This is a genomic window from uncultured Methanobrevibacter sp., from assembly GCF_900316895.1.
Lineage (GTDB): Archaea > Methanobacteriota > Methanobacteria > Methanobacteriales > Methanobacteriaceae > Methanocatella.
Genome location: NZ_ONER01000042.1, coordinates 1 through 22,289 on the forward strand (window position 1 = coordinate 1; position 22,289 = coordinate 22,289).

Genomic DNA, 22,289 nt, shown 5'->3' on the forward strand with positions numbered 1-22,289 from the left:
CAATTAATATTCTAAACCGCTGGTTCAACGGAGATAGCCTGAAAAAATACTTAAATTAACCATTATTAAGTGAAAAAAATTCAGGAATCCCCACCCTCTATAGGATGGGGTGGTTCAATAAGTAATTCTACTAACATCTCACCGCACCACATAACCAGTGGTTATGTTGGCAATACTATTTTTGTCGGTTGGAGTATTTAAAGTTTAGGTAAACCTAAATAAATTTTAAAATTAAAAAAATAGAGGAATAATTAAATTCCTTTCTTTTCAAATTCATCATTTAAGAATGCTTTAATATTATCCCTAGCCATTTCAACCATTTCCGGTGCAGGACCACCCGGAACAGATCTGATTCTGACATTTTCAGCAGGATTTAAAGCATTTTGAATTAAATCATCTGACAAATTCAATTCATCAAATCCTAAGTCAACTGCAATATCATCAATGAATGAGGAAGTGATGTCCTCTTCAGCCATGTCATTTGCGGTGGCTTCATTAACGATTCTTCCAACAATCTTATGAGCTGTTCTGAAAGGTATTTCCTTTTCACGAACCATGATGTCTGCAAGGTCTGTTGCAGTTGCAAAGTTTTTACCTGCAAGCTCAGCACATCTGTCGATTTTGAATTCAACGGAAAGCAACATTTTGGTTACAATGGACAATGTATCCTGAGTTACTTTAATTGAATTCCATAAATGAGGAGTGATTTCCTGCAAATCCCTGTTATATGTATAAGGAATGGCTTTAAGGATTGTTAAAATTGTTACCAATTCACCATTGACAATTGTACATTTTCCCCTTGCAAGTTCTGCAACATCAGGATTTTTCTTTTGAGGCATAATAGAAGAAGTTGATGAATATTCATCAGCCATTTCAATAACTCCGAATTCATAGGTACTCCATAAAACAAGCTCTTCACAGATTTTGGACAAGGTGGTACAAAGTGAAACCATGTCAAATACCGCTTCGGCAATAAAGTCCCTTGCTGAAACTCCATCCATTGAATTTTCCAGATATGCATCAAAACCAAGTAAATCAGTGGTCAATTGCCTGTTGATTGGAAAACTGGTAGTTGCCATTGCAGCTGAACCTAACGGGTTTAGATTAACACGCTTATAAGTATCCTCAAAACGTTCATAATCCCTTTTTAAGGCCTGCACATGAGCCATCAAATGATGTGCAATGGTAATCGGTTGAGCATGCTGCAAGTGAGTAAAACCAATGAATACATCTTCCAAATGCTCTCCAGCCATTTCATTTATGCCTTCAATGAATTCTAAAATGCCGACCTGGAGTTCAGTAATCTTTTGCCTTAAAACCAGTCTAACGTCACATGCAACCTGATCGTTACGTGATTTGGCAGTGTGCATAAAACCCGCTTCAGGGCCGATTTTAGAGGTTACATAATTTTCAATAGCCATGTGAACGTCTTCGACTGAAGGGTCAAATACCAATGCTTCGTAGCCTTCCTCTTTAAGGCTGTCCAGAGCGCATAAAATATTATCAGCAATTTCTTCGTCAATGATTCCTTCATGTTTTAACATTGAAGTATGCGCAAAATTAGTTTTGATATCTGCTTCAAAAAGAAGTTTATCTGCTTCAAGTGATGAAGTGTAAATAGCTGCTTCATCAGTCATTCCAGTTTTAAAACGACCGTTTCTAATATTATCCAAAAAAATCCCTTCTGAAAAATAATTGAAAATAAAATAAATAAAAAAAGAAATAAAAAGATTTGAAAAAATCTATTTTTTCATTTCGGTGTATCCGCATTTACCACAAGCGACTCTGTCACCGTGGTCAGCCATGAATACGCCTTCACCACAACGAGGACAAATTTGGTTTTTTCTAACGATTTTGTCTCCGTCTACTTCATATAAATCAGATTTTCTTACCATTTAAATCACCTATTCTTCTGCTTCTGCTTCTTCTTCAGCAGGTTCTTCTTCAGGTTCTGCATTTTTAGCAATTACATGTTCAGTTTCAATGTAAGTTAAATCATCTACAGTGTCGTAGACTTTAGCATAACCTAATGCTTTAGGTTCACCGTAGTGTGGTTGTACATTGTCAACAACGATTAATTCTTTTTTAGTGTTTAATAAAGCAACTAATTTAGATTTGATATCTAATACTTTAGGAGTTGCTTCTCCATCGTAATCAACATAAAATTTAATTTCCTTTCTGTTAAATAATTTATTTTCTTTTTCTTCAATAAATTCAATTTCCATGATAAAACCTCATTTAATTTATTCATTAATAAATCCGTCAATAAGCTTTTGAGCTTTATTTTTTAAATCACCAGCTTTTAAAAGCACCAATCCCTCATTAGGCTGACCATATAGAATGGTAGTTTCAGGATTTGCCATCAAGATGCAAGGAAGAACTGCAAGATCTTCTTCCCCCGCTACTTCAATTACATAACATTCGCCATTGTTAGATAATTCAAGAGCCTCGCCTATGGTTTCCCATAGATCATCAGTGAGGCATCCGGCAGGATTGTCAACTTTTAGAATGTGATTTGCAAGTATAATTTCATGAGTATGATTTTTTCTTTGAATTAAATTATCAATTATACCAATATTAGGATATAATTTGTATTTGGTAAGATTGGCAAAAGTCGCATCACCAACAGAAATTAAAAACTCGGAAGACTTGATTTCATCAATTGCATCTTCAAAGTCAGGATATAATTTGCCTAAAGGCTTTTTGAGCTCAATAATTATATCTTTATTTAATTCTGTATCTAATCTTAACACGAAAACACCCTTATCTTACTCTTAAACAATATTCGCCTGGAATTTCAATATTTAATTCGCGAGCAATTTTAGAATCTTCAGGATCAGTTATAATCAAAAGACCGCTCCAGTTATCTGAAGTTGGGTTTCCACAACTAGGACAATGGTCTTTACTTGAAATCATTTTACAAACAGTACAAGCTTTCATTATTCACCCTTCTTACTTTTTTGTTTAGCTTCTTCAATCCATTCAAATTTACCTAAGTTGTTTTGTCTCATAGTAAGTGGAATTTTAGAATTTCTATGATTTTCCATACTGTTAGTGGATTCATCTTTAATAGAAACGCTAACCGCTCTAGCTCTTACTAAGTCACCAACACCTAAAGTCTTATTAGATTCTTTTGCTATTAAAGCTCCTCTTTTACCATCATGATTAATATAATCATCAGTGACTTGAGAAACATGAATCAAACCATCCATAGCTCCAATTCTAACAAAAGCACCATAATCTGCAATATCAATTACTTCACCATTAAAGATCTCATGCTGTTCCGGTTTAAAGAAAATAGCATCAAAAACAACATTATGATATGAAGCTCCATCACCCATAATGAGTTTTCCTTCGCTAATATCATCTATTTCATTAACACAGATGAGTAAACCGAGTTTTTTGTCTAAACGACCTTCATAAGTTTCATTTAATGTTTTAATTGCAACTTCTTTGAGAGGCTCTTCAAATCTGTAAGGAGGTATCCTTACAATGTCTTTAATTTTTGTTTTATAATACAAAATAATCCCTCATTTTTTTAATAAGTTTAATTAATATTATATTTTACCCTCAACAGCAATATATTTTTTTTGCCTTAAATATACAACTGTAATTCCTTTATCTTTTGCACGATTTTTTAATTCTATATCATTTGTAGCTAAAACTTCTGAAACTCTAAGTAACGCATCATCCACAGTTTCGTTTTCAAGTAATGAAATATCCTTTATTTCAACTTTTGAAGAATTAGCTAATTTCAAGGCCAAATTCGCATTTAACCTTACTTTACCTTTATTATTATTTTTTAAACCCTTCAATTCATTGATAACAAAGCTTGGAGTAGTTAATTTATAGGAAGGTAATTTATTTTCGAGTTCAGTGATTATATCCACATTGAACTGAAAAGGAACCATAAAAAAATTGGTATCAATCACAACTTCTTTAGAGTTCATCATTTACCTCTACTTAATAATACCGTAACCAATCAATCTCCAACGAGCACCGACTCTACGACTTAAAGCGACTCTATCACCAGGGCTTGCGCATACCGGCAATTTAAGAGTGACATCTACATCATTTTTCTTAGTTGAAGTGACAACACCAATAGTAGTTGTAGTACCACAATTAATCATTAATGGTTCTTTAATCTTAATTGGAGCAACTTCACGCTCTTCCTTAGTACCAACAACACGATCAAGTAAATTGGCTTCCATTGAGAAAGCGTCCAATACATCAGGTAATGTGCCTTCTTCACCTGCGACGGTTCCTGATAATGAATCTGATTTAGTTAAGGATGGGTCCAATTTGGTTGCAATACCGACAAGTCCTCCAGGACCGATTTCTTCAACTTGCTTACCGTTGGCTTCAAGACCAATAATCTCTGATTTCAGGGTAACCCTTTTACCATTATTGGTAGGGCCTGGTCTGATTTCAATAGTATCGCCAAGTTTGAAAGTCCCTTGGACTAATGTACCACCGATAACTCCACCTTTTATTTTATCAGCACCGGAACCAGGTTTGTTGATATCAAATGATCTTGCAACATGCATTAATGCGGTATCATCAACATTCCTTTCAGGAGGTTGAATTTGCTTGAGCATGTTTTCGATTAAGATATCCATGTTAGCGCCTTGTTGAGCGGATACAGGTATTATTAAAGCATCCTCTGCACAGGTACCTTTAACAAATTCCTTAATTTCATTATAACTTTCAATAGCTCTTTCTTTTGAAACAATATCAATTTTATTTTGAACTACAATAACATCCTTAACGCCGATTACATCAAGCGCCATGAGATGTTCTTTGGTTTGTGGTTGTGGACAAGACTCATTTGCAGCAATTACTAACACTGCACCATCCATAATTGCAGCACCAGATAACATAGTTGCCATAAGAGTTTCGTGACCTGGAGCATCAACAAAAGATACTTTTCTTATTAATTCAGTTTCACTCCCACAGATTTCACATTTATCAGAAGTAGTGTAACATTCAGGTTCATCGCAGTTAGGACATTTCTTAAATTCAATGTCTGCATAACCCAAACGAATAGAAATACCTCTTTTTGTTTCTTCACTGTGAGTATCAGTCCATACGCCTGATAATGCCTTAGTAAGAGTAGTCTTACCATGGTCTACGTGACCAACTAAACCTATGTTAACATCTGACTGTACGTTCACAGATAACCACCTTTTTATTTTAAGTTAAAGTTTATGAGAAAAATAGTAAAACTATTCTTCCTCTTCTTCTTCACCAGCACCAAGAATATCAGCTATTGATTTGCTACCAGCTTCAGTAACTACAGTATTTATTTGTACTATATCATCAGCAATAGTGTTTCCTCTAACGGTTTTTCTTCTTTTAACACCATCTGCTTTAGGATGATATCCAGTACCGCCAGTTAATAAACTTTTTATTCTTCTAGTACCTGAAACATCTTTTTTCATGGTGAAACCGTTTTTATCACTACCACCGGTTATTTTTAAAGTGTAACCATCTAAACCAACAATAGAACCATCAAATTCATCGCCGATGACTAAACCGTTAAGTGCTTTAGTATCTTCGACTTCCATTTGATAGGTTTCAGCTTTTTGAGACACAACAATTTTGAATGCCATGGTATTCCTCCATAATTTTTATAATCATAAATTTATTATTCAAAAAGACCAAATTTACCCCAATCCGGATCTTGTTTACGTTTTATTTCAACAAATTCATATAAAGTTTCAAATTCATCTTCTGTTAATTTATCCTTGAATTCCCTTTCAATGAATTTATAATGTTTTTCTGGAACATCAACATATAATTCGTCCCCTTCATCAAAATGCTTTCCAACAATAGCATCTTTAATTGCCATAGCTACCCTTTGACCTCTAGGGATAGAAGGTAATGTTTCGCCCTTATCTTCCATACTAGCTATAACTCCAACATATTCGCCATTTTTATTGATTAATGTTTGACCTTGTTTAACAGTACCGCTAATAGATTCAATTCCAATAATGGCCGGTTTGCTTTGACGGAAAACCAATTTAGGCAAGGACATGAATTTTGCAGGCTTTATGATAGCATCATAAAATGCCTTTTTCTTTGCTTGTTCCATTTCATCAATCCATGCTTCATAATCTTCAATAATCTGATAGATTACATCGCCCTGGAATAGTTTAACATCTGAATTTTCTAAATCCTCAACAGAATTAGAGTTAACATTTACATTAAAAGCAATGATTGCACCGTGTGCATCATCTTCGTTTAAAGCAATAGATGAATTGATTATATCTCTACGATTTACATCACCAATGTCCGCTTCACGAATAGGAATGTCCAATTCCTTAAGCAATTTAACAATAGCTTCAAGGGAACCTAAAGTATCCGCTTTAACTAAAACACCTTCATCATCAGTGCTGATTGTGATATCTTCAATTTCCTTTAGGATTTCCTCTTCCACATTCTCCTCATCATTTAACACTCTTAAAGGAGAACCTGAAACAACATCATCCAAATTAGGAGCAGCTATCTTAATACCTGCAGCCGCAACCACTTCATCGAACTTTTGGAATTTCTTTTTAGAATCCCTCATCTCTTCAAGTGGAAGTGGCCTTAAGATAGACCTAATCTTGGTTGTTAAAACTTCATTTGAAGAGGTCATTAAAGCTATTTCATCATTAGTTCGCAAAACACCATCATAAATAATACTATCAATAGTGAGACCTAAACCAACTTCTTCCTTGATTTCCAATACTGTACCTTTAGCCGGAGCGTCTTCATTAATTTCAAGCTGTTCTGTTAAATATTCTTGAGCAAGACCCAAAAGCATTGCCAAAACTTCAATAATTCCTTCACCTGACCTAGCACTAATCGGAATAATACTGATTTGTGAAGCGAAATTACTGATCCTATCAAATCTTTCAGATTGGAAACCCTCTTTGTGAAGGGTACCAACAATCTCATAAACCTTAGTATCCAAAGCTTGCTGTACGCTTGGAGCTTGTTGATTGAAAGATTCTTTAAAGGAAACTCCTTCATGTGTTTCCCAACCGAAAATCATATCAATTTTGTTTGCAACAACAATGAAAGGAGTTTTATACATCTTAAGAATATTTATTGCTTCATATGTTTGTGGTTTAAAACCTTCATTAATATCAAGAATTAAAACAGCTAAATCCGCTAAAGCTCCACCACGTTTTCTTAAACTGGTGAATGCAGCGTGACCTGGAGTATCAATGAAAAATAATCCTGGTATTAAATCTTTGATAGTTAATCGTGATATAAAATTCCCACAGATTTCTTCAATGGTATCATTTGGGATTTCTGTAGCACCAATATGTTGTGTAATGCCTCCTGCTTCCTTATCAGCAATAGCACTACCTCTAATATAATCTAATAATGTAGTTTTTCCATGGTCTACATGTCCTAAAACTGATACAATTGGGGATCTGATTTTCATAATATCTTCTTTAATAATAAAACTTTTAAAATCTAAATTTATTCATAAATTAAATCATTATCGATAATTTGATAATCACAAATTTCATCTTCATTAAAGAAAAGACCAATTTCTCTTTCTGCAGATTCAGGAGCGTCTGATGCATGAATAATGTTTCTTCCGGTATCCATACCAAAGTCTCCTCTAATAGTTCCAAGATCTGCTTCTAAAGGATTGGTTGCTCCAACGATTTTTCTAATAGTGGTAATAGCTTCTTCTCCTTGAATCACCATTGCAAGACATGGTGAAGAAGTAATATACTCAACTAAACTTGGGAAAAATGGTTTTTCAGCGTGTTCTCCATAATGAGTTTTTGCTAAATCTTCATCAATTTGAATTAATTTACATGCTACGATTTGAAGACCTTTATCTTCAAAACGGGATAATATTTTACCCATGAGACGTCTTTGAACAGCGTCTGGTTTCATCATTACAAAACTTTTTTGAATCATTGTTTAACCCATTTAACTTTTCTTGGAACTCTTCCGAGTTTAATCATATTTTTTTCGCATTTGCTGCTACAAAAGAAATAAATTGAACCGTCTCTTTTAACGTACATTTTTCCTGTACCTTCTTCTATTTCTTTATTACAGAATGAACAAGTTCTCATGCTTTTACACCTTCTTAAGGAGTTCTAATTTCTTTAGCTTCTCTAATTGTATCAAGTAACATTAAAATGTCGCCTTTTCTTACAGGACCCATAATGTTTCTTGTTAAAATTCTTCCTTTGTCTCTACCATCGAGGATTCTGCATTTGATTTGCATAACCTCACCAGTCATACCAGTTCTTTTTAAAACTTCAATGACTTCAGCAGGAGTTCCTTCTTCCATTTAAATCACCGTAAAAATCCTTAAAAGAATTTATCTATTCTTTTAATTCAGCAACTTTTTCTACGATTTCAGCTACAGCAGCTTCAGCGTCACCAGCATCAACAATACATGCGGAAGCAGTACCAACAGTTAAACCAGCAGCGATACCTACTTGTTCTTTGGTTGGTAAGTAAACGTAAGGAATTTCTTTTTCATCAGCTAAGACAGGAATGTGTGCAACGATTTCAGCAGGATCAACATCTTCTGCGATAACAACTAATGCTGCATCTCCTCTTTCGATGAATTTGGTTACTTCGTTAGTACCTTTTGCTACTTTACCAGTAGATTGTGCGGTTTCTAATGCTTCTTCAGCTTGTTTAGCTAATTCTTCAGGTGTGTCAAATTTTACATAAATGTTTGCCATAATATATACCTCCTTTTTCATCTGGCATTGCCATCCATCGGCAGATATTATAATCCATTTTGAATCATAATATTATTTAATTACTGCTTTAAACCACTCCAATTATTTTATAGAGTAATCTAATAGCATTTAATAATACTAATTCTTGAATAATTCATATATCACTAAATATAATCCCGTAAGAAAAAATAGGGGGATTAGACTTTCAATACAAATACTTCTGAATTTCAATAATTTTTAGCAAAACTAAAAATAAAAATTTAGTAATTAATGAAATAATTCTAGAGAACTAGACAATAATAAATTGGTTAGTATAGTATATAAATGTTGTAAAAGAGATAGTAAAAATTACTATCTTGAAAATGATCATCAACAAATCTATTTGATTGCTAATTTTACATCTTCAGCTTTTACGGTTTTTCTGCCTGCGTGGCGAGCAAATCCTACAGCTTTTTGTGCGATTTCGTTACCGTAGTCTTCGATTGCTTCGGTTAAAGCGACTTTTGCATCATCACTTACTCTTTGTGCACCAGCATTTTTGAGGACTCTGCCTACAGGAGCAATTGGTAATTCACTCATAATTTACACCTCACATTTAACTTGGTTAATAATAGTTTTAATTTGCTTATATATAAATCTATTGGTGTTACATCGGTGATTTTTAAAAATTTCAACATATCTTACCATGATATTTTAACATAAATAGTGACATGAATATATTTTGAAATGTTTTTCATATATCGGTTTAATTAAAAAAAGTATAAATTTTGTTCGAATATAAAAGAATTAAAAGAAAAAATTAAAATTAAAAGAGATTTAAAGCAATATTTATTTGTTCATCAAAATCTCTCTTAAAGTATCTATATCAGCATCAACCTGTGTAGGTTGTGTACATGCATCAATAGCAGTATTAGGATCTTTAAGCAGGTGTCCAGTAACTACACAAGTAATGGTTTCACCTTTATCAATTACACTTTCCGCTACAAGTTTTTTAAGACCTGCAATAGAAGCGGCTGATGCCGGTTCAACACCAATACCCTCAGTTCTTGCCAATAATTTTTGTGCATCAAGGATTTCCTCATCAGTTACAGTTTCTGAGTAACCATTTGAATCATAAATAGCATTTAAAGCTTTAATGTCACTGACCGGAGCACCAATACGTATTGCTGTTGCAATGGTTTCTGGATTTTCTACAGGTACAACACGTCTGTCTCCTTTCTTAAATGCATTTGTAACAGGACATGCACCCTCCGCCTGAATACCAGTCATCATCGGCAGATCTTTTATGAAACCTGCATCATGGAATTCGCTAACTCCTTTCCAGATAGCTGAAATGTTACCTGCATTACCTACAGGCAAGATGATTCTATCAGGAGCTTGCCATCCTAAATCACGAACAATTTCATAACCTATGGTTTTTTGCCCTTCCAATCTGTAAGGGTTGATTGAATTTAATAAGTAAAGATGTTTTTCTAATGCAAGAGCAGTCATTGCTTCAAGAGCTTCATCAAAGTTTCCATTTATTGACATTACTTCAGCACCATGGAACATTGCCTGTGCCAATTTACCTAATGCAACCTTTCCTGAAGGCAAGAATACGATACATCTCAATCCTGCACGGGCAGCATAAGCTGAAAGTGATGCGGAAGTGTTACCGGTTGAAGCGCAACCTACAGTATGAACTCCCAATTCCATTGCTTTTGTCATACCTACGGTCATTCCCCTGTCCTTGAAACTTCCAGTCGGGTTGGACCCTTCAACTTTAACATAGAGGTTGACTCCTAGCTCTTCACCTAATTTGTCACATTTGCAGAATGGGGTTCCACCTTCATCAAGGGAAACGATTTTTGTCTCATCTACAGGAATGCACTCTTTAAATTTCCATAAATTATCTCTTCTACCATCAAAAATGTCTTTTGAAACATCTATCTCATTGACGAGCTCAAGTACTGACCCACACTTTTCACAGGTGTAGATTACTTCATCGTCATCATATTCTTCTCCACAAGAAACACATCTTATCATAAAAAATCACTATCTATATCTTTTTAATTAGTTTTATATAAAATTTAATATCAATTCGGCAATAGGGAGTGTCAAATAAGTTTCAACAAAACCTGCAATTGCCATCAATATTGAAGCAATAACAAAGAGAATTATTGCCTGTTTTAATTTAACGACACTTTCATCAAACGAAATTCTCAATAGCTCCTTAACCGGTCCATTGTCCTGGCCATACAATGTTTTGAGGAACTTGAACACAAAGTTAAATAATACAAATCCTGATGCGCAAGCCAATATGCATGATGAAAATTCAAAAATGCCATGAGGAACTATTAAAAGCAGGGACTGAAACAAATCATCGGTTGTCGCTACATAGTAACCTGCAAAAAAGCCATTAAATCCAAGTATCACTGCCGAAATGAAGCATGTCACTCCAAATAGGAACATTGCAATCACAATCCGAATATTATTCAGGAATATGCTCTGGAAAGTTAATTTGATAGTGCCCTGCTGGACCTGATGGGTCAAATCCTCAACCACAGGATTGAAATAGCTATACAGATACGGCTCTAAAAAATAGCCTAATAGCAAAGAAATGAATAAAATAGCTACTGATGCATAAACAGCCAATTTATTTTCACGAAATGCAGATTTAACTTCTTCAAGAATCATATCAATGTTTTGGCAACTTCTCTTGCTTCAACTTGCTTTTCGTGCAAATCATCCATGAACTCTTCCATCAGCTCGGCGGTTCTGAGTTTGCATTCACCGCATCTCAATGTTCCGTTCAAACAGTCCTGTCTGATTTTTTCAAGCTCAGAATCATCATCGATGAAATGGTATAACAGCATTTCGTATATTACACATTTGTCGACTTCGCCGCCCAATTCCTCCTGCTCTTTCAAGGTTTCTCTTCCACCGGTTTTTGCAGATTTGACCTTTTTAACGGCGGTTTTGGTGTCATCGTTGAGATAGATTGCAGTAGCCGGCTTTGAACTGCTCATCTTGTCACCGGTCAGACCTGTCAGGAACCTGTGATATGTGGAAGCGGGTGATATGAATCCCTCTTCTTCATTGAGCTTATGTGCAATATCTCTTGTTAGCCTTATGTGAGGGTCCTGGTCTATTCCTACAGGAACAACAACCTTTTTGGGACCTCCGAACTCTTCAATCTGTGGAAGCAAAATGTCTGCAACCTGGAATAAAGGTGCCTGAACGTGAGCAATGTTTGTTGAATTTTCAAAACCGTAAATAGCCCTTAACTGACTGAAGTTGGTTTTGATTGAAGCCTTGAATGCCAAATTCTTCAGCAGGTTATTTTGTGATTGCAAATAAACATTTACATTATCCCTTTCAAGGTCAAGGCCCAATGCAATCCAATTTGTCAGATATTCGTTTACTGCAATTTCACGGCCCTTTTCAAAGCTCATGTCACGTGCGGCATATGCTTCAAGGTCTGCAATCGGCAAGGACAACATTGCCCCCATGTCCTGATACCATTTGATTTGGTCAACTACCATCTTATGACCAATATGCATTTGTCCACTTGGCATCATACCGGTTACAACAGCAAAATCTTTATTTTGATTGATTAAATTATTTATTTCATTGAATTCTCTGTGTCCGAAGATTACTCCCCTTTTCATCAGTCTTTGAGGATTTTTAACATCTCCAATCATGTCTGAAATTTTACCAATACCAAATTTGTTAACTAACTTATCATAATCTAGGCTGAATGATGCCCATGGATCGATTAAATCTGCCATATTATCACCACTACTAATGTTAAATTAAACTTACGATTAAAAATTATTATAGTAAATATAAAAGTATATTAAAATATAAATGATTTCTTTAATTAAACTTATGGTCTAGTCCATTCGATATTATAGTAGGTTATGTCAAAATCCTCATCGACAATTGCCAAAAGAAGTTTCTTGTTAACACCATGAGAAACTCTCACATAACTTGCAAAATCAAGCGCATTGATGTCATAATTTTCAAAGATTATTTTGACCAGATAATCGGAATGCCCCTGACCAGGACCTCCTCCACGATTATACAACCTAAATTCGGTGCCATACTTAAAACCGGTTTTGATAACATAACCACGGTCTTTCAAGTCACGATAAACAACATATTTGCCGTAAAGCTCCTGTCCCTTTAAAAGGTCGATTAAATAGCCAACACTGCATTTGACATCCTCCTCATAGATATCTAAACGACCCTTTTCCTGCAAATAGCAAGCCTCAATTAATGAAAGGTGAAGGAAATCTGATTCGATTTTACCGAATTTGCTTTTTTCATGTAAAGCTATCGGTCTTTTGCTTCCCTCTTCAATTTTAATTGAAACAATATCATTAGATAAATCTCCACGCATTAAAACACCGCAAAAAGAAATAAATTATATTTAATGCTTATTACTTTGAAAAAAATATTATATAAAATTTTTGTAAAAAAAAGAGTTGAAAAAAAGTTAAACCCTAATGAAAATATTATTAGCCATTTCTGAGGAAATGTTTAACTCTTTATCATCAATTATAACGGAATAATTATCTGTCAATGTGTTTTCCATGAACTCATATTTCAGATGCTGACCTACCTTAATGCCTTCATCAGTAATTTCATCCAAAAGTTCAGCATTTCCGCGAATGAATGAAATTGTTCCATCAGCATTGCCAGTTAACTCGGAAATTGACAACAAATTAAATTTCCTGTTCATAACTTGGTCGAAGTCTTTTTGAGAGAAGCATTCCTGGCAGCTGCCAAAATCAAAATTGCAAGCAGGAATCACATTTTCATCAGGGCATAAATCCGGATGATGCAACATTGTACATATTGCCCTTTCGGCCTCATCTGATAATGTATGTTCCATTTCACAGGCTTGATCGTGAATATTTTCTTCTTTGACTTTCAATATGTCCAGTAAGAATTTTTCCAAAATCCTGTGTTTTCTAGTGATCTTTTGAGCTATTTTCATTCCTTCATCAGTCAGTGTAGCTCCTTTGTATGGAGTGTATGTAATGTAACCGAGATCTTCTAGTTTCTTAAGCATTTGGGTTACACTTCCTGGTGCAATGCCCAGCTCTTTTGATAATTGTGTTGTGGAAACCTGTTCTCCATTGCTTCCATTACGGTAGAGAACTTCTAAATATTCCTCAATGTTTTCACTTATTTTAGCTTCATCCATGAAAAGTCACCTACATTTATTACTATATAAGTAACAGTATAAAAAAGTTTTGGTAAACCTAAATAAGAAATGAAAATTTTATAAAAAAAATAAAGATTATTAAAAAAAATAAAAAGAAAAAAAATAATTAGAATGGTAAACTAGCATATCTACTGTGTAAAGTAAATGATTTAGTATTCCAATTATTTATTACTCCAAATGAGTTTCTGGAACTGGTAGGATCCACACAAGTCCAGACACCGTCAACCAATACCTGAACCCATACGTGACCATAAGTGCTTCCACTACTTGTGAAATAACAGGTTCCATGAACATATCTCGCAGCAATACCTGCTGTCCTGTACATAGCAACCAACAAGTGAGATTGATCTACACAGTTTCCGGTCTTATAAGACAATGTGTTTACAGCACCATATCTGGTATCGGAATAGAAACTGTATGAAATTTTATCCCTTACATAATTAAATATTGCCACTGCCTTATCCTTAGTGGTTGTTAAACCACTTATTAATGAATTAACAGTGCTTTTGATTGCGGAATTAGTAATTGGACAGTTGGTTGTAGCCTTTAAATATGCACTTACATCTGATAATGTATTTTTCTCATTCAGACCTGAACCGGTGATTGAAACTGTACTTGTACCTGTGCTTGTACTGGTACTGGTGGTTCCATAGACAACCATTGAGTAATTCGGCAACTGATTGTTATTACCATAAAATGTCAATATACGTGAAAATGTATCAACAACTTCATAGTATATAATGTCTCCCAGTGCAGATGAAGAATAATTCGGAGCCTGATTATTCTTGATGATATAATTGGCCAAGTTTTTGGCTACCACCAAATAATCCGCCTTATACAATTCCTCGTTAAGAGTGTCACCAAAAGGAGATTCAGGATCTGCAATGCCTCTAATGATAGCAATATCATTATTATTAGAATTACCAAGTTGGTAAATTGCCTGTGACATCAGATATAAGAATTCCGGAGTGGTGAAAGTCTGTCCTCCAGCACTGACACTGCTTGGTACCTTCTTATTGGTTTCATAATATGATTTCACAGTACTTGCACCAGCAATAATATCCTTAATGGATATTGTACCTACTGAAGAAGTAGCAGTGGTTGTTGTTGCTGTTGAAGTAGCTGTTGCAGTTGTTGTAGCAGCAGCTGATGCAGTATTTATAACAGGTCCGGAAGAAGCTAAATATCCTGTCAATGATTTGAAATTGACAAAATTAGTAACTCCCCATCTGAATATGATTACACCAGCAGCGCCACCGTTAATTGCTGATTGTGAATCAGTTTTGATTGCAGAAGGAGACAATTTAGCAGTATTCTCATCAGAAACATAACCCTGCAAACCGCTCCATATCTTTGCACCTTTGGAATTATCCACAAACCACTTTGTAGTGGATTTAATCCATGCAGTTTCAGAGTTATAATTGCCCCTGTAAACCATAGGGATAACTACATCCATATATTGAGAGATTGTAGCCATATCCTGACCATAATAATACTTATTATCAGTTGTTTCAGGCATTACTGCACAGGACAGGATTAGATTTGGATTTACACTACGTACTGCCTGAGTGATTTGTTTTACAAAACTGTTAATTGCTGCAGTACCTCCTGAAGTCGCATGTGCATTACCAGGATATCTCAGATAATCAATATGGACACCTGCAACACCTTTGAGATTTGCATATTTCTTGGCTTCAGCTATTTTCTGATTGAAGAATGCCTGATTTGGAGAACCGTTTTTAACCGGATTAATCCAATCACCATCATAAAATGCCTGCATCCAGATATGAACCCTAATTCCTAGTTTATTTGCACTGGCAATCCAAGATTCCACAGCACTCTGACCATGAGCAGTTAAAGCATAGAAATTCAGGAACAAATCACTAGTTCCCTGAGAGGCCAATGTGTTTAAATTGACACTTTTCATGTCAGACCCGAAAACCCAGTATCCATATCCATTTGAAGACACGTCCCTTTTGGCAACTTCAATTTTTGAGGATCCTGATGACGGAGCATTATCGTTATCCCCACTTGCATCATAATTAAATGAAACAGTGTAATTTCCAGGACTTAAACTGACGGTAAATGTTGCATAACCGCTTGAAGATGTTGTAGCAGTATAAGTTTTTGAATTTACAGTCAATTTAACAGTTTTACTTGCCAATGCCTGATTGTTTGAATTTTTCAATAAAACTTTAAAGGAATTTGAACCCTGATAGAAAGAAGTTCCGCTTTTCCATGTCATGGTAGTAGGAGTTCTTTCCTTAACAGTTATTGCTTTGGAAACTGTTTTTGAGTATACTTTAGATTCGGCATTATTCTTGTATGTTATAGTGTATTTCCCAATAGCCAATTTAATAGGCAAAGAAACAATTCCCTGACTATTTGTGGTTTTAGTGTATGATTTACCGTCCACTGTAAGAGTGACAGTTCTTTTTGCTAAAGGAACTTTGCCCGCAGTTAAAGCAACTTTAAATGGAGTGTTTGCCCCATAACCAAAAGTGGTTGTACTTTTTACTGTGAAAGTAGGATTTTTAGTGGTTATGACAAATAGCTTGTTGCTTGCGCCGGATTTTTTATAAAAGTTATTTCCTGCAAAGCTGTATTTGACAGTGTAGGCTCCTGCATTTAAAGATGGCAATTTAAGTGTTGCAAAACCTTTAGCATTTGTTTGTCTATTGTATGTTTTTCCATTTACTTTGAATTTGATGATCTTTCCTTTTCCAGGAGCATATCCAAAAGCGTTAAGAAGCTTGACTTTTATTCTTTTGGTATCCTTCTTAAGGAAAGTATACATGTTTGTAGTTAATGAAGTTTTTACAGTTTTAACAACTTTAACCTTATTTGTTTTGGTTAACCCATCAGTATTATAAGAAATTATCTTATAGGTACCTTTCTTAAGGGTTTTTAAGGATAAAGTAGCTACACCTTTACTGTTTGTTTTTACCTTGTATGTTTTTCCATTAATCTTAAACTTGATGGTTTTTTTAGCCAACACTTTTCCATTACTTTTATAGAATTTTGCAGTGAATTTCTTACCGTCTGTATAGACCTTGGAAATATCATTTGCAGTAATGGTGGATAATATTTTAAAATTTCTGGTTAGGCTATAACCTGTTGCAGGATTAACCGCAACAACTTTGTAAGTTCCAGGTTTAAGATTTATCGCTAAAGAAACCACCCCATTCGCATTTGTTTTAACAGTGTGTAAAACACCATTTACAGTAATCTGAACATTGGTATCTGCTAATGGATTACCATAGGCATCTAAGAATGTTGCGCTATATTGAGTGCTTCCCTTATAATATTTAGTAATGTCTTTTGCAGTGATTGTCTTAGATACATCTATTGTTGAAGAAACGTTGCTTCCGTTTACTACATCTGATGTAGAATCGTCAGCAACCCCGCCCTCACCGCTTGAAAGGTCATTACTGGTTGAGTTAGTTGATAAAATATTTGAATCATCAGATTCTAAAACTTCTTCACTTGATAGAGAAACTTTAGATGGATCATTATCAACATTTGAATCACTTGATACAGAAATTTCTGATGAATCAGCAGTATTCTCCAGTGGGACTGATGCATCTGATGTGTCATCTACTAAGTTAATAGCATGTGAATCTGTAACATTAACTTCACTTGCTGAAATGGCACCAACTGTAAAAGCAGCAGTGATCAATATCAACAAAGCGAGCAATATTTTTTTGTTCAAATTAATTTACCTCCATAACAAAATTTTTAAACATAGTGAGAAATATCTCACGTAACATATATTTATTTTAAATATCTTATATAAACCTTTTTATTTACTAAATCGTATTAAATGAGTTTAATTTTAAAAAATAAAGTTAAAACTTTATGAAAATTGACTGTAAAGTAAAAATATTATTGGATTTGATTATAAAAGGATTAAATGAAATGAAACAAATTTTAAAGTTACATGACTTTACTAAACTAGAAGCCATTATTCTAATAACTATAATATAAAATGGGGCATGTTTAAAAGTTATTTAATTTAATATCATTGAATAAATTAAAATTAGAATAAAAAACAATGCATTTAATGAAGTATTTTAAAAAATAAGCATAAATAATAAAAAAAGAAAAAAATGTAAAATTTTTAAATTTTACATCATTGGAGGCATACCGCCCATACCACCCATACCTGCACCAGGCATTGGAGGCATACCGCTGTCATCATTTCCGGTCTCATCAGGTCCGGTGGAATTGAGGGCATTTCTTGCTGCAATCATATCATCAATACGCAAGATCATTTCTGCAGCTTCACCAGCTGATTGAAGAGCTTGGATTTTAACCCTTAAAGGTTCAATTACACCAGCATCCTTCATGTCAACCACTTTGCCTTCAAATACATTGATTCCAATGAATGGGTTGTCTTCGTGAGCAGCCTTTAAATCAGCGATTAAGTTAATGGTGTCCAGACCTGCATTTTCAATCAAGGTTCTTGGAATAACTTCTAAAGCTTCAGCATATTTTAAAATAGCCAATTGTTCTCTTCCGCTTACTGATTCACCATATTCTCTTAACTGTTTTACCAAATCGATTTCACAAGCTCCTCCACCAATGAGAACTTTACCTTCTTCAATGGTTGCTCCAACTACTCCTAAAGCATCGTCAATAGCTCTTGCGATTTGTTCGGTAACATAACGGGTACTGCCTCTTAAGACAATTGAGGAAGCTTTTGGATTTTCACATTCTTCGATTAAGGTCAATTCGTGGTCAAATATTTTATCAAGATATACATGACCTGCATAACCTAATTTATCTTCAGATAAATCGTCAATATCTGTAACGAGTTTAGCACCGGTAGCCTTTTCAATTCTTTCCATATCAGATTTTTTAACACGTTTGAAAGCCATGATTCCTGCCTTTTTAAGGTAGTGTTCTGCCATGTCGTCAATACCTTTTTGACAGAATAGTACGTTTACTCCAGAGTCGATGACTTTGTCGACTAACTCTTTAATCATGTCTTCTTCCTGTTTAATGAATGCTTCGAATTGGTCAGGACTGGTTATATCAATTTTAGTATCAGTATTAACATCTTTTAATTCAATAGGATATTTCATGATGGCAATTTTTGCATCTTTAACATCTTTAGGCATATTTTTGGATACTGGAGCTTTATCGATGATGATACCTTCAGCTAAAAAGGAGTCCTCTACGGAATCTCCGGAAACCCTTTGAATGTTAATGTTGTCAATGTCGGATTTTCCATCTTCCTTGATTCTTAATGCAGCTTCCACTACTAAATCTGCCAAGTGTTCTTTTGCATAGTCTGAACCTTTACCGCTCATTGCAGTAACAGCCACTTTTTTAAGAGTATCTTCATCATCTGCATCAATTGCGATTTCTTTTAATAATTCAACTGCTTTTTTAGTTGCATTTCTGTATCCTTTAACAACAACGGATGTTGCAATTCCATCTTCCAACAATTCTTCAGCTTTGGATAATAATTCACCAGCAACAACGACAACAGAAGTGGTTCCATCTCCGACGATTTCTTCTTGTTTTTTTGCTGTTTCTACAAGCATTCTAGCTGCAGGCTGGTTGATTTCCATTTCTCTCATGATGGTTGCACCATCGTTGGTGACAGTTACATCACCTAATGAACTAGTTAACATTTTGTCCATTCCTTTAGGACCAAGAGTAGTTCTTACAATTCCTGCCAATACTTTAGCAGCTGTGATATTCATTCTTAAAGCATCTCTTTTTGAATATCTTTCGGTTCCTTCAGGAAGGATAAATATTGGTTGATTTGCCATTTAATAATCACCTTAAAATTTTTTTAAATAAAATATAAAACTAAGTTTTTATACATTAATAAATAGGTAAGAGGTAATATAAAAACATTGCCCATTAAAGTAACTTCAGGTGTGTTAATGTACGAGAAAATAATAAAAGAAATAAAATCTAACTTAGGTGAAAACAAGGATTTGAACAGACAATACTTATCCAGCCAGATAGAAGTCTATAAGGATCATCCATACAACAAGGAAATAATCAAGGAAATCTCCCGCATGATGTGGGATTGCCTAAGCGATGACGAAAAGCAGGAGTTCATAGAACTGTCCGAAAAGGAAAATCCGATACTTGACATTCTCAACGACATATATTTTGACATTGAAAACGGAAATTATGAAACACCTCTAAAAGAGCTTGATGAGTTCATGCAAACATTTCCCGAAATGTTTGAAGACGATAACGTAAGCGAATACCATTACTTTACAAATCCGCTGGAAGAGCTGATTTTTAGAAAATATATCGGATTGAAAAAGGAACTTAGGTATATTCCGGACAACCAGCCGTTGCTTGATTTGTATTATGTTTATGGATTTCTGCTTCTTGAAGACAAACAATACGAAAAGGCGGAAGAATACCTCAAAAAAGCCATTAAGATCAATCCGGTCTCATCAAGAATCATACTGGAATTGACTGAAATATATAAGATGCACACCTACACATTCAATGAATATGTCCTTCGCACATCAGATGCACTGAAATACGCATATTACCCTCAAGACATTGCAAGATGCTACAGAAACCTGGGATATTATTATGTGGAAGAAAATGACATGAAAACAGCCCTTGCACTATACATCTTCAGCATGGAGTTTGAGGCAAGTCCCCTTGCATATGCCGAAATCAAATTCATTCAATCAAAAAACGACAACATCGAATTGTCCCTGAAAGAATGCATTGACATTATTGCAGGCAAAAACATTCAATTGGGAGTAAATCCATTCATTTCAGATGCTTTAAATGAGTTGATTGAAGAATATGATAAAAACAAGCTATATAATCAATTGTTATATTTTCTAGAATTGAAATTTGATTTGGACAATGACAGTCAAACACTTGAAAGAATTAATGAAACCAGAAAGAAACTGGAAAACTAAACTTATTAATAATATATAATATATATTATATAACAGGTGATTTATAATGTGTTCAAGTGGAGGGCCAATGGCCGATATTGATTTGAAAAAATTGAAAACCAAAAAATACCATTGTAAAGACTGTGGAAATTCCTTTAAGGGACTTGGAAAAAAAGTAGTTTGTCCGTCCTGTCAAAGTGACAATGTAGAACTTGCAGAGTAAATTTATTTACTCTCCTTTTATTTTTTTAGTGATAATATGAATATTGATTTTAAAGATGATGAAATACTATTTCTCGAAGGGGAAACCGGAATGGTCGGTGTTGTAAAGGTATCTTATGAAAACAAAATGCTTTTCATTGCAACACAGGACAATGAAGAGATAGTCCAATTTTTAGAATCAGACGACATTATCGCAGTATCAAACTTCAAAAAAGATAAAAGGGCCATTCGTTCACAGGCATATCTCAGCCGTGAAGAATCCTCACCACTAGTAATCCTAAACAAGGACCATCCATCAACAAAACGTTTAGAAACAGTAATATCAATAGGAGACGGAGTAAACCTGAACTGCAACATCACACCTGGAACACATCCCGAACAGAACGTCCTATGTTCCTGTGACAGTCTGTCCGGACTTGAGATAATAAAGACACCCACCGGCGTGAAATTAAACAAAGACTTTGAGAATTATACTATTGAAAAATTTTAGGTTGAAATATGATTTTTATTGACTCCTTTTACATGTTTTTAGGCCAACTGGTAGTTTTTATAGCTATTCTGATTGCCATATTATTTATTGTGGTGTTGATTTTAGGATATCTGATAGCCCGTAAAAACCAGATAAAGTTTCCAAGGTTTCTATTATACATTGTCGATTTATTATATTCACCTTTCAAGACAATCGCCAGCTTCTTAAAATTGGATGACCATCTGATTGACAACATTGCAATAAAGGTAAGGGACGACCTCAACAGGGAACGATTCAGACACATTCCTGCTGAAAAGACATTGATCTTTTTACCTCACTGCCTCAGGCACAGGGACTGTCCGGCACCACTTCAAAAGGAAGGCTTGAACTGCAGCGAATGCGGATTATGTTCAATCGGAGCAATAAAGAAAAAATCCGAACCGTTAGGCTATAAATTATACATTGTTCCGGGATCAAGCTTCGTTAAAAAAATAGTAATGGAGAACAAATTCCAGGCTGTTCTCGGCGTTGCCTGTCATGAGGATTTGAACCAGATGATGATGTTATTGTCAGATTTCTGTCCGCAGGGAGTTCTGCTTGAGAAAACAGGCTGTTATGAAACAAAAGTAAATGTTAAAAAAGTATTTGAAAAAATAGATTCCAAATACCCTAATCAAAATAAGACATGAATTCTCTAGATTCGGGAGTTTCACTGAATTCTTTTATAAATTCATTCAAATCCTTAATAAATTCTTCTTTTCTTTTATCCAAATCTT

At 34.6% G+C, this 22,289-nt stretch carries 26 protein-coding genes; 4 read left to right on the forward strand and 22 right to left on the reverse strand.

Annotated elements, in window-relative coordinates; all coding sequences use genetic code 11:
- Positions 1–251: 251 nt before the first annotated feature.
- From argH to thsA, 22 genes are all read right to left on the reverse strand, one after another.
- Positions 252–1,673: an argininosuccinate lyase gene (gene argH, locus QZN27_RS05815; protein WP_296784916.1), complete on the reverse strand. Its 1,422-nt coding sequence runs from the start codon at positions 1,671–1,673 to the stop codon at positions 252–254.
- 69 nt (positions 1,674–1,742) lie between these two features.
- Complete coding sequence (locus tag QZN27_RS05820) at positions 1,743–1,895, reverse strand: 30S ribosomal protein S27ae (protein ID WP_067042875.1); 153 nt, start codon at positions 1,893–1,895, stop codon at positions 1,743–1,745.
- Between the two features lie 9 nt (positions 1,896–1,904).
- Positions 1,905–2,225 carry a 30S ribosomal protein S24e gene (locus QZN27_RS05825; RefSeq protein ID WP_296784919.1) on the reverse strand — a complete coding sequence of 107 codons (321 nt, stop codon included), beginning with the start codon at positions 2,223–2,225 and terminating at the stop codon, positions 1,905–1,907.
- A gap of 18 nt (positions 2,226–2,243) precedes the next feature.
- Positions 2,244–2,753: a GTP-dependent dephospho-CoA kinase family protein gene (locus tag QZN27_RS05830; protein ID WP_296784922.1), complete on the reverse strand. Its 510-nt coding sequence runs from the start codon at positions 2,751–2,753 to the stop codon at positions 2,244–2,246.
- A gap of 10 nt (positions 2,754–2,763) precedes the next feature.
- On the reverse strand, positions 2,764–2,940 hold the full coding sequence (spt4, locus tag QZN27_RS05835) for a transcription elongation factor subunit Spt4 (RefSeq protein WP_292603973.1): 177 nt from the start codon (positions 2,938–2,940) through the stop codon (positions 2,764–2,766).
- Positions 2,940–3,521 carry a DNA-directed RNA polymerase gene (locus QZN27_RS05840; protein WP_296784927.1) on the reverse strand — a complete coding sequence of 194 codons (582 nt, stop codon included), beginning with the start codon at positions 3,519–3,521 and terminating at the stop codon, positions 2,940–2,942. The genes spt4 and QZN27_RS05840 overlap by 1 nt, the downstream gene beginning before the upstream one ends.
- A gap of 36 nt (positions 3,522–3,557) precedes the next feature.
- The gene (locus QZN27_RS05845) at positions 3,558–3,950 is read right to left on the reverse strand and encodes a PIN domain-containing protein (protein ID WP_296784930.1); all 393 of its coding nucleotides are present in this window, start codon (positions 3,948–3,950) and stop codon (positions 3,558–3,560) included.
- Positions 3,951–3,959: 9 nt separating this feature from the next.
- The gene (locus QZN27_RS05850) at positions 3,960–5,174 is read right to left on the reverse strand and encodes a translation initiation factor IF-2 subunit gamma (protein ID WP_296784933.1); all 1,215 of its coding nucleotides are present in this window, start codon (positions 5,172–5,174) and stop codon (positions 3,960–3,962) included.
- Positions 5,175–5,225: 51 nt separating this feature from the next.
- Positions 5,226–5,612: a 30S ribosomal protein S6e gene (locus tag QZN27_RS05855; protein WP_296784935.1), complete on the reverse strand. Its 387-nt coding sequence runs from the start codon at positions 5,610–5,612 to the stop codon at positions 5,226–5,228.
- A 35-nt stretch (positions 5,613–5,647) separates the two neighbouring features.
- Positions 5,648–7,438, reverse strand: coding sequence for a translation initiation factor IF-2 (gene infB / locus QZN27_RS05860; protein ID WP_296784937.1), 1,791 nt, complete (start codon positions 7,436–7,438; stop codon positions 5,648–5,650).
- Between the two features lie 38 nt (positions 7,439–7,476).
- Positions 7,477–7,929, reverse strand: coding sequence for a nucleoside-diphosphate kinase (gene ndk, locus QZN27_RS05865; RefSeq protein WP_292603960.1), 453 nt, complete (start codon positions 7,927–7,929; stop codon positions 7,477–7,479).
- Positions 7,926–8,087, reverse strand: a complete 162-nt coding sequence (locus tag QZN27_RS05870; protein ID WP_292886237.1) for a 50S ribosomal protein L24e — start codon at positions 8,085–8,087, stop codon at positions 7,926–7,928. Before QZN27_RS05870 ends, ndk begins: the two co-directional genes overlap by 4 nt.
- A gap of 14 nt (positions 8,088–8,101) precedes the next feature.
- Entirely contained in the window at positions 8,102–8,308 is a 207-nt protein-coding gene (locus tag QZN27_RS05875; protein WP_292801795.1) for a 30S ribosomal protein S28e, read from the reverse strand.
- Between the two features lie 34 nt (positions 8,309–8,342).
- Positions 8,343–8,711, reverse strand: a complete 369-nt coding sequence (gene rpl7ae / locus QZN27_RS05880) for a 50S ribosomal protein L7Ae (protein ID WP_296784943.1) — start codon at positions 8,709–8,711, stop codon at positions 8,343–8,345.
- A gap of 378 nt (positions 8,712–9,089) precedes the next feature.
- On the reverse strand, positions 9,090–9,290 hold the full coding sequence (locus QZN27_RS05885; protein WP_292801799.1) for a histone family protein: 201 nt from the start codon (positions 9,288–9,290) through the stop codon (positions 9,090–9,092).
- A gap of 249 nt (positions 9,291–9,539) precedes the next feature.
- Positions 9,540–10,736, reverse strand: a complete 1,197-nt coding sequence (gene thrC / locus QZN27_RS05890) for a threonine synthase (protein ID WP_296784945.1) — start codon at positions 10,734–10,736, stop codon at positions 9,540–9,542.
- Between the two features lie 33 nt (positions 10,737–10,769).
- Positions 10,770–11,387 carry a stage II sporulation protein M gene (locus tag QZN27_RS05895; RefSeq protein ID WP_296784947.1) on the reverse strand — a complete coding sequence of 206 codons (618 nt, stop codon included), beginning with the start codon at positions 11,385–11,387 and terminating at the stop codon, positions 10,770–10,772.
- Positions 11,384–12,481: a tryptophan--tRNA ligase gene (locus QZN27_RS05900; protein ID WP_296784948.1), complete on the reverse strand. Its 1,098-nt coding sequence runs from the start codon at positions 12,479–12,481 to the stop codon at positions 11,384–11,386. The genes QZN27_RS05895 and QZN27_RS05900 overlap by 4 nt, the downstream gene beginning before the upstream one ends.
- A gap of 98 nt (positions 12,482–12,579) precedes the next feature.
- A complete protein-coding gene (gene endA / locus QZN27_RS05905; protein WP_296784949.1) occupies positions 12,580–13,095 on the reverse strand; it encodes a tRNA-intron lyase in 516 nt (171 codons plus the stop codon).
- A gap of 96 nt (positions 13,096–13,191) precedes the next feature.
- A complete protein-coding gene (locus tag QZN27_RS05910) occupies positions 13,192–13,905 on the reverse strand; it encodes a metal-dependent transcriptional regulator (protein WP_296784950.1) in 714 nt (237 codons plus the stop codon).
- A gap of 127 nt (positions 13,906–14,032) precedes the next feature.
- Complete coding sequence (locus QZN27_RS05915) at positions 14,033–17,638, reverse strand: transglutaminase domain-containing protein (RefSeq protein WP_296784951.1); 3,606 nt, start codon at positions 17,636–17,638, stop codon at positions 14,033–14,035.
- A 415-nt stretch (positions 17,639–18,053) separates the two neighbouring features.
- A complete protein-coding gene (thsA, locus tag QZN27_RS05920) occupies positions 18,054–19,709 on the reverse strand; it encodes a thermosome subunit alpha (RefSeq protein ID WP_296784952.1) in 1,656 nt (551 codons plus the stop codon).
- A 117-nt stretch (positions 19,710–19,826) separates the two neighbouring features.
- Between thsA and QZN27_RS05925 the strand changes: the two genes are divergently transcribed.
- From QZN27_RS05925 to QZN27_RS05940, 4 genes are read left to right on the forward strand one after another with little or no spacing between them, the layout of a single operon-like run.
- On the forward strand, positions 19,827–20,843 hold the full coding sequence (locus QZN27_RS05925; RefSeq protein ID WP_296784953.1) for a tetratricopeptide repeat protein: 1,017 nt from the start codon (positions 19,827–19,829) through the stop codon (positions 20,841–20,843).
- A gap of 46 nt (positions 20,844–20,889) precedes the next feature.
- Positions 20,890–21,045 (forward strand): hypothetical protein, encoded by a 156-nt coding sequence (locus QZN27_RS05930; RefSeq protein ID WP_165814026.1) that lies wholly within the window; start codon positions 20,890–20,892, stop codon positions 21,043–21,045.
- 36 nt (positions 21,046–21,081) lie between these two features.
- A complete protein-coding gene (locus QZN27_RS05935; protein ID WP_296784954.1) occupies positions 21,082–21,534 on the forward strand; it encodes a hypothetical protein in 453 nt (150 codons plus the stop codon).
- 8 nt (positions 21,535–21,542) lie between these two features.
- Complete coding sequence (locus QZN27_RS05940; protein ID WP_296784955.1) at positions 21,543–22,202, forward strand: DUF116 domain-containing protein; 660 nt, start codon at positions 21,543–21,545, stop codon at positions 22,200–22,202.
- The last annotated feature ends 87 nt before the right edge of the window (positions 22,203–22,289 follow it).

Bases quoted from the DNA above. Each gene is read 5' to 3' on its own strand.
- QZN27_RS05845 (WP_296784930.1), bottom strand. From the start codon at position 3,950: ATGAACTCTAAAGAAGTTGTGATTGATACCAATTTTTTTATGGTTCCT.
- QZN27_RS05910 (WP_296784950.1), bottom strand. From the start codon at position 13,905: ATGGATGAAGCTAAAATAAGTGAAAACATTGAGGAATATTTAGAAGTT.
- QZN27_RS05875 (WP_292801795.1), bottom strand. From the start codon at position 8,308: ATGGAAGAAGGAACTCCTGCTGAAGTCATTGAAGTTTTAAAAAGAACT.
- spt4 (WP_292603973.1), bottom strand. From the start codon at position 2,940: ATGAAAGCTTGTACTGTTTGTAAAATGATTTCAAGTAAAGACCATTGT.
- QZN27_RS05895 (WP_296784947.1), bottom strand. From the start codon at position 11,387: ATGATTCTTGAAGAAGTTAAATCTGCATTTCGTGAAAATAAATTGGCT.
- QZN27_RS05935 (WP_296784954.1), top strand. From the start codon at position 21,082: ATGAATATTGATTTTAAAGATGATGAAATACTATTTCTCGAAGGGGAA.
- rpl7ae (WP_296784943.1), bottom strand. From the start codon at position 8,711: ATGGCAAACATTTATGTAAAATTTGACACACCTGAAGAATTAGCTAAA.
- QZN27_RS05820 (WP_067042875.1), bottom strand. From the start codon at position 1,895: ATGGTAAGAAAATCTGATTTATATGAAGTAGACGGAGACAAAATCGTT.
- thrC (WP_296784945.1), bottom strand. From the start codon at position 10,736: ATGATAAGATGTGTTTCTTGTGGAGAAGAATATGATGACGATGAAGTA.
- endA (WP_296784949.1), bottom strand. From the start codon at position 13,095: ATGCGTGGAGATTTATCTAATGATATTGTTTCAATTAAAATTGAAGAG.
- QZN27_RS05855 (WP_296784935.1), bottom strand. From the start codon at position 5,612: ATGGCATTCAAAATTGTTGTGTCTCAAAAAGCTGAAACCTATCAAATG.
- QZN27_RS05925 (WP_296784953.1), top strand. From the start codon at position 19,827: ATGTACGAGAAAATAATAAAAGAAATAAAATCTAACTTAGGTGAAAAC.
- ndk (WP_292603960.1), bottom strand. From the start codon at position 7,929: ATGATTCAAAAAAGTTTTGTAATGATGAAACCAGACGCTGTTCAAAGA.
- QZN27_RS05825 (WP_296784919.1), bottom strand. From the start codon at position 2,225: ATGGAAATTGAATTTATTGAAGAAAAAGAAAATAAATTATTTAACAGA.
- QZN27_RS05930 (WP_165814026.1), top strand. From the start codon at position 20,890: ATGTGTTCAAGTGGAGGGCCAATGGCCGATATTGATTTGAAAAAATTG.
- QZN27_RS05885 (WP_292801799.1), bottom strand. From the start codon at position 9,290: ATGAGTGAATTACCAATTGCTCCTGTAGGCAGAGTCCTCAAAAATGCT.
- QZN27_RS05900 (WP_296784948.1), bottom strand. From the start codon at position 12,481: ATGGCAGATTTAATCGATCCATGGGCATCATTCAGCCTAGATTATGAT.
- thsA (WP_296784952.1), bottom strand. From the start codon at position 19,709: ATGGCAAATCAACCAATATTTATCCTTCCTGAAGGAACCGAAAGATAT.
- QZN27_RS05870 (WP_292886237.1), bottom strand. From the start codon at position 8,087: ATGAGAACTTGTTCATTCTGTAATAAAGAAATAGAAGAAGGTACAGGA.
- QZN27_RS05940 (WP_296784955.1), top strand. From the start codon at position 21,543: ATGATTTTTATTGACTCCTTTTACATGTTTTTAGGCCAACTGGTAGTT.
- infB (WP_296784937.1), bottom strand. From the start codon at position 7,438: ATGAAAATCAGATCCCCAATTGTATCAGTTTTAGGACATGTAGACCAT.